The 3,474-nt window shown below is 69.4% G+C and carries 3 protein-coding genes; 1 reads left to right on the top strand and 2 read right to left on the bottom strand.

The window, feature by feature from the left end; genetic code table 11:
* Window positions 1–131: 131 nt before the first annotated feature.
* Window positions 132–800 (bottom strand): LuxR C-terminal-related transcriptional regulator, encoded by a 669-nt coding sequence (locus LN037_RS32010; RefSeq protein ID WP_230761161.1) that lies wholly within the window; start codon window positions 798–800, stop codon window positions 132–134.
* A complete protein-coding gene (locus tag LN037_RS32005; protein ID WP_230761158.1) occupies window positions 791–2,566 on the bottom strand; it encodes a sensor histidine kinase in 1,776 nt (591 codons plus the stop codon). The genes LN037_RS32010 and LN037_RS32005 overlap by 10 nt, the downstream gene beginning before the upstream one ends.
* A gap of 260 nt (window positions 2,567–2,826) precedes the next feature.
* Between LN037_RS32005 and LN037_RS32000 the strand changes: the two genes are divergently transcribed.
* Entirely contained in the window at window positions 2,827–3,384 is a 558-nt protein-coding gene (locus tag LN037_RS32000) for an SGNH/GDSL hydrolase family protein (RefSeq protein ID WP_230761156.1), read from the top strand.
* The last annotated feature ends 90 nt before the right edge of the window (window positions 3,385–3,474 follow it).

Genomic DNA, 3,474 nt, shown 5'->3' with positions numbered 1-3,474 from the left:
ATCACGCAACCGGTCCTCATACATGCGCACCGCACGAGCCCGGGTCTCCGGGTCGAACTTCCGAGGTGGGGCCACAGCAGCAGTCTCCTTGCTACATCAGAGCCTCACCACTGACCGGGGCGGTTCAGAGCTCAGGGACCACTGGGGTGCCTGGTGGCCTGCAGCCAGCGAAGGGCGGCGAGGACGCGTCGGTTGTCGCGGTCGGTGTTGGTCAGGTCCAGCCTGGTGAAAAGGTTCGCGATGTGTGCTTCCACGGTGCGGGCGCTCAGGCAGAGGGCTTCGCCGATCCCGCTGTTCGAGCGTCCTTCGGCGATGAGTTGCAGGACATCGCGCTCGCGGGGGCTCAGGGCGTCGAGGGCGCCGCTGGTCTTCTGGTGGCGGACGAGCCGGCCCACGATGTCGACGTCGATGGCGGTTTGGCCTGCGGCGACGCGGTGCAGGGCCTCTACCAGTGCACTGGGCGCCTCGACCCGGTCTTTGAGTAGGTAGCCGATTCCGCTGCTTCGGATCTGTAGCAGGCGGGTTGCGTAGGAGGTGTCGTCGTATGTCGAGAGCACCAGTAGGCCGACTTCGGGGAAGGCGGCGGCCGCGTCGGCGGCCACGCTTAGTCCGTGGTCGTCTCGGTGGGAGGAGCTCAGGCAGATGTCGACGATGGCGACGTCGGGATGGTTGCGCTCGAGGAGGGGGAGGAGTTCATCGCCGGTGGCCACGTCGCCTACGACAGTCTGTCCGAGCGTTTCGAGGAGGAGGCGTAGGGCGGCCCGGAACAGCGGGGAGTCGTCGAGGAGCGCTATCTGCACGGGAGGGTCGCCACCAGAGTTGTGCCACCGGAGGGGCGGTCGTAGATGGTGAGGGTGCCGCCGAGTGCGCGAAGTCGGTCGTCGAGGCCGCGCAGGCCCGAGCCGGCCGCGGGGTCAGCCCCCCCGCGGCCGTCGTCATTGACCTCGAGTCGGACGATCCCGTTGGTCAGCGTGACCGTCACTGCGGCGCGGGTCGCCTGGGCGTGCCTGGCGATGTTGGTCAGCGCTTCGGCGCCGACGAAGTAGGCAGCGGATTCCACCTCGGGGCCGAGGCGGCGTTCCGGGACGTCGACGTCGGTCGGCTGCCCGAGGCCTTGGGCGACTCTCTCAAGCGCCGGTCCTAGCCCTTGGTCGGTGAGGACCGCGGGGTGCAGGCCGCGCGCCAGGTCGCGGAGGTCGCGTAGCGCGTGGGTCAGGTCGGTTTGGGCGCGGGCGACGACCGCGGCGGCCGCAGGCCGGTCCTCGACCTGCAGGCGGACCGCGCTCAATGTCGCGCTCACGGCCAGCAGGCTCTGCTGGGCGCCGTCGTGCAGGTCGCGCTCGATACGCCGCCGTTCCTGCAGAGCGGCCGCCACGATCCGTTGGCGCGACGCGTGGACTTCGTCGAGCTGGGCCTTGACCTGCTGGTGGAGCCGGCCGTTCGACAGGGCGAGACCGCTGGCCCCGATGGCAGCGGAGACCAAGCCTCGGTGACGCCGCAGGGCCGGGTCGGTCAACATCATCGCCAGTGGCTTGCCCTCGACATCGGCGATCTCGATCGCCCAGCGGTCCTCACTGGCGTCGGTGGGGGGCGCCGGAGTGTTGTCCTCGGTGAGGTAGCGACTCTCCGGGGCCAGCCAGAAGAACAGCTCGAGGCTGGGATCACGCAGTGCAGTAGCCATCGCGTCTCTGATCGAGGGCATGGACGGCGCGGCGGTGAGCCTGAGCACCAGGTCGGCGACGGCGGCGCGAGCCATGTGGGTGCGGACCGCGGTCACCAGGAAAGAGAGCGGGATCGTCAGGACGGCGACCGCGATCATGGTGAGGACGAGTTCGTGGGTCTGCTCCGACATTGGCACGAGGTGGACGACGGTGAACACGATGCCCGCCCCGGCGACACAGGCCGTCATCGCTGCGGCCGGTGCTGCCTCGCTACGTCCCAGGCCGCGCACGCGCACGAGTTTGACCGCGAGGAGGGCCAACAACGCGGCGAGCAATATCCCGAGCCCGGCGAACCACGCGGTCGACAGGCTGTCGTGGGTGGTCTCGGCGGCGTCGAAGTGCGGCCAGAACACTCCGGGTGGGAGGCCCTGCCAGCTCGGGTCGGCCGTGAGCGCACATACTGCGGCGCCGCCGCATGCCCACAGCCCGAACACCGCGAGGAAGGTGGTCTCGGTCCGTCGGGAAAGACCGGACTGCGGATAACGCAATAGCGCCGCTGAGCCCGCGACAAACCACGCCGGGCCGAGCACCTCGGCGAGGAACGGCAGCGGACCGACCTGCCACTCGTTGACCCAGGACAGCGACCACAACGCAGCGACCAGGACCAGTATCCGCCCCGTCGTACGGTGGTCAGGATCGCGGGCCAGGACGAAGCCGGCCAGTGCCACGCACCCCGCCACGGCCACGTTCACCGCGAACGTGAACGGGTCATAGCGGGCCAGCGGGGCCATGAGCGCCGCGGCGCCCACAGCGGCGAGCGCCGCGAGCGCGGCGGCCCGCCCAAAAGTAGGTGCGACTGCGAGCGACCGGGCGAGCCCCCGCCCAGGATCGGCCGCCAAGGTCACCGCTGTCGTCACCTCCCGCACAATCCTCGTCGGGCGAGGCGGCCTACATCCGTGCTGACCCTCGATCGGGCCGCGGTCCGCAGGGATGACATCGCCCGGACACGCGCAGCGTTAGTGCTGCTCTGCCCGCTTGACTCGAATGGCCTAAGTGCAGGCTCGCGCCTACTACGCGTGGCAACCCCGCAGACAGGGCGGGGGGCGAGACCCAAGACTCCGGAGCCGACAGACGGTCAGGACGAGTCCCCCGGAGATGAGTCGACATGAAGATCCGCTGGGGACGGTTGAGCACGCGGTGGGCCCCCATCCCCGTCCTGCTCACCGTGGTCTTCGCGACCCTGGTGTCAACTGGACCTGCCGCGGCCGCCGCGGACGCCGACGGCGCCCCGACCGACCCGAACTACGTCGCCCTCGGGGACTCCTACTCCTCGGGCGAGGGCTTGGCGCCGTTCATCTCCGGAACCGACAGCCCCACCGACCGATGCCACCGGTCGACCCAGGCCTACTCCCAGAGGACCACCCCTCGGGCAGGTACCTTCGCGGCGTGTTCAGGGCAGGACAGCGGCGCGTTCTCGACGGGCCACCAGACAGAACCTCCCCAAGGTAGTCGGCTCTCGGACCGGACCTCTCTGGTGTCGATGACTTTCGGCGGCAATGATCTCGACTGGCCCGGACTCCTGACCTCCTGCACCAAGATCGAGCGAGAGCTGCTGCACAACCTCGCGCTGCCCTTCGACCGGAAGGGCTGCGACAAAGCGCTGGCGACGCTCCCGCAGAAGATTGACGGCTCTTCCGATTTCGGAGTGCAGCTGAGGGTGTGACCGGGCCGGGAGCTGGGGTCGTGTCGCTGCGGTGAGGCGGGCCCCGAGAAGTTGATGATGGCGGTTCCTACGCCAACCAGCGCCAACATC

Origin of the sequence: Actinomycetospora soli, from assembly GCF_021026295.1 — a bacterium.
In the GTDB taxonomy this organism is placed as follows: Bacteria; Actinomycetota; Actinomycetes; order Mycobacteriales; family Pseudonocardiaceae; genus Actinomycetospora; species Actinomycetospora soli.
The sequence above is the reverse complement of the archived record's forward strand: the minus strand, read 5'-3'. Positions and strand labels throughout refer to the sequence as shown.